Annotated in this window: 4 protein-coding genes; all 4 read left to right on the top strand. The window is 39.0% G+C overall.

The features are described 5' to 3' along the window. Positions 1 to 159: 159 nt before the first annotated feature. The 4 genes from AC4D4B_RS19420 to AC4D4B_RS19405 all read left to right on the top strand — a co-directional run bounded on the left by AC4D4B_RS19420 (position 160) and on the right by AC4D4B_RS19405 (position 3,167). Complete coding sequence (locus AC4D4B_RS19420; protein ID WP_491000834.1) at positions 160 to 1,203, top strand: FecCD family ABC transporter permease; 1,044 nt, start codon at positions 160 to 162, stop codon at positions 1,201 to 1,203. A 1-nt stretch (position 1,204) separates the two neighbouring features. Then, positions 1,205 to 2,008, top strand: a complete 804-nt coding sequence (locus AC4D4B_RS19415) for an ABC transporter ATP-binding protein (RefSeq protein ID WP_490994734.1) — start codon at positions 1,205 to 1,207, stop codon at positions 2,006 to 2,008. A gap of 113 nt (positions 2,009 to 2,121) precedes the next feature. Next, positions 2,122 to 2,649: a hypothetical protein gene (locus tag AC4D4B_RS19410; protein WP_491000833.1), complete on the top strand. Its 528-nt coding sequence runs from the start codon at positions 2,122 to 2,124 to the stop codon at positions 2,647 to 2,649. 275 nt (positions 2,650 to 2,924) lie between these two features. Next, a complete protein-coding gene (locus tag AC4D4B_RS19405) occupies positions 2,925 to 3,167 on the top strand; it encodes a GrpB family protein (protein WP_491000835.1) in 243 nt (80 codons plus the stop codon). Positions 3,168 to 3,442 lie beyond the last annotated feature (275 nt).

Here is a 3,442-nt window from a genome sequence, read left to right as displayed (position 1 = left end):
GCTCAAAAGCAACATTCGTCGAGGAATGGAAAAAGGATCCGGCTCTTAAAAATGTGAAGGCCTTTAAGAATAATGAAGTGCATGTAATAGACAGTGCAAATTTAACAACGGCATCCCATTTTGTGATTGAGGGAGCAGAAGATATTTATAAAGTTCTTTATGGAGAATAATATGGCTTTTAAACAGTCTAAACAGGTACTTATTTTCATAATCCTGATTTGTTCCCTGCTCGCATCGTTGCTATTGGCAACAATGTATGGCGGGGTCATCGTTCCATTTACGGAAACTGTGAAAGTATTACTCTCACTGCTTCCGTTTATAGAGTTTGAATATAACCCGATGTATGAAACAATCCTTGTGCAGATTCGCCTGGGGCGGGTTGCTGTGGCTGGATTAGTTGGGGCAGCCTTGTCAATATCGGGAGTTGTGATGCAAGGTGTGTTTCGCAACCCGATGGCTGATCCCGGTATAATTGGTGTTTCATCAGGTGGAGCATTCGGAGGAGTGCTGGCCATCTATTTTGGTTTGGCAGCAATCCATTCTCTTTTCGTCCCATTAATGGGCTTTATCATGGCTGCCTTGACTTTGTTTGTTATTTATATGATTGCGTCCAATCAAGGAAAGACTTCTGTGCTGACATTGCTGCTGACGGGTATTGCGATTAGTTCTTTTTTATCAGCCTGTAGCTCTCTGCTAATTTCTTTTTCTAATGCAGGAGTGATGCAGCAGATTGTCCAATGGATGATGGGGAACTTAAACGGGCGTGATTGGAGTCACGTGCAAATATTGATTGTTCCAGTTTTATTTTCGATTTGTGTCTTTTTATACCATGCAAACGACTTAGATATCTTTTTGCTGGGTGAAGAACAGGCACAAAATATGGGGATTTCCGTTCAACGCACCCGTAATCTACTATTAATTACTGCTTCTTTAGTGACTGGAATGAGTGTCTCATTAACGGGAGCCATCGGTTTTGTTGGTCTGATTGTCCCTCATATGACCCGTATGATCATTGGGCCATCGCATCGAAATTTACTACTGGCCAGTGCCCTAGGGGGAGCCAGTTTCCTGATCCTTGCTGACTTAATCTCACGTTTGGCCATCAGACCTGCAGAGATTCAAATCGGTATTATTACTGCTTTTTTCGGCGCTCCGTTTTTCCTTTATTTAATTTTGAAGAATAAAAAGAAGGGGGAACTATGAGATGGCAGCTGTTTTGAATGTGGAGAAACTCAGCTTTAATCGTGGGAAGCAGGTGATTTTAAAAGCAATGGATATCTCTTTGGAAAATAACCAGTTCACTTGCTTGATTGGTCCGAATGGTACCGGAAAATCTACTTTGCTGCGCTTAATGGCAGGGTTGCTAAAGCCAACTGCAGGTTCAATAGACTTCAAGAATCAAGCTCTCACTGAGATGACTACTCTTGAAGTGGCCAAAGCAATCACCTATATGCCACAAAGCACGGTCCTTGACTATGAATTTACGGTGAGTCAGGTAGTACTTATGGGAAGGCATCCGCATCGGAAGAAATGGCAATTCTCACAAAAAGGTGATAATAAACTGGCAGAGAAAGCGATGAAACAAACAGGAATTTATCATTTAAGAGACCGTTATATCACATCCCTATCAGGAGGAGAGCGTCAGCTTGTTTTCTTAGCTAAAGCCATCACTCAGAATTCTGAGGTTATTTTGTTGGATGAGCCAACTTCAGATCTGGATATTTATCATCAGGTCCAAATTGCCGAGGTCATCCGGGAGCTTGTAAAAGAGGGAAAGGCTGTCTTCGCGGCCATCCATGATATTAATTTAGCCACTCGCTATTGTGATCGACTCATGCTTATTGGAAATGGAGAACTCATTGCAGCAGGGGAACCGGAACAAGTCATTACGGATCATAACTTGATCCGTGTTTTTAAAACTCATACGTATACGTACAATGATTCCTATTTTGGGAAAAGGCAGATGATTCCTTATTCAATTGATGTAAAAGGTAGGCATGAAGAGTAAGGATTTCGTTATATTACTATACATACTTGCACGATGGCGTACTAGGTGAAGGCGCCACAGAGGTACCATTATTTCATAATTAAACCTATGTTTTAAATAAGGGGGAATGAACCTTGAAAAAAGACTGGCGTTACTCCAGTTATCCATTCATGAGAGAAAAAAGCTGTTTAGTTGATTATGAGATTCGCACTGATAGTTTAACGACAAGGATTGGAGCTGTTTTCCCATTATTGACTGAGAAAGAGCAAGCAGTTATTGATGACCTTCAGATGGTTCAACCGCTATGCTATCATGTGAACGGTTCTGTGCGCGGAAAATTGGCTATAACTGAAGCAGATTTACAGTGGCTGAGTGAAAGATATGATTTTTATGTTGAGAAAACAGGGGAAAAGGTAAAACAATTCGTATTACCGCAAGGAACCAACGCCGCATGCGCACTTCATGTTGTCCGCAGTGAGGCCAAGAAGTCCTACCGTGCCCTGCATAAAGTTAGTGAAGAACGAAAAGTGCCAGATATTTTATTTGATTTTCTAGGATTACTTGCGAATGTTTGTTTTGTGATGGCTGTTTATGTAAATCAGATGAACGGCATACAAGAGATTCCTTTTGAGAGTAAATCATATGGTGTGAAAAAGAAATGAATGTTTAAGCTTACATCTAAAATAATGGCTGTTTTCGAATAGAATGCTACTCTAGAATAAAAAATGAAGTGGGGTCATCAAAATAAAGACAGCTTCTTTAACTAAAGTGAACGGTTAGTTGAATAAAGATTAACTATTTAAATTTAAATATAATACAGTTTCATACTAGATGAATATACTGCGAATAGTTGAGGTATCTTCACAAAGGAGTGGCTCTTGAGGTTTGATGAAGAGAGGGAGAGATTTATAAATATGTTGGGTGATTTAATGTAAAAATACATCACATTGGAAGTACCGCAATACCCGTTATAATAGTAAAACCGGTAAATGACATTATGATTGAAGTTGTTAATATAGGCGAAGTTGATAAGTTCAATCATGAGATGGAACAATTGGGTTACATAGCTTATGGTGAAAATGGAATTCCTAATAGGTGTTTTTTTGTAAAGGTGGGAACAATAGGACGTATTACGTTCATCTTTTTGAACAATGGAATTCGGATATTTCCCGCCATATAGCATTTAGAGACTATATGATTGCCCATCTATAAGAAGCTCAAGAATATAGTCATTAAAGCAAAGATTAGCTGACAAATATCCTAGTAATATTGAAATGTATAAAGAAAGGAAAAATGATTATATAAAATCGATAGATAAAAAGGCGAAAGAAATGGAGAAAAACTAACTTAATTCACTGACGGGGCGTTGATCCTATAATGAACTGCCCCGTAAAAGTTAGACATCAATCTAACTTTTACGGGGTGTTTTTTATGGCTAATTTTAATTCAGAAGAA

This window comes from Pradoshia sp. Z6_59 (genome assembly GCF_058267515.1).
The sequence above is the reverse complement of the archived record's forward strand: the minus strand, read 5'-3'. Positions and strand labels throughout refer to the sequence as shown.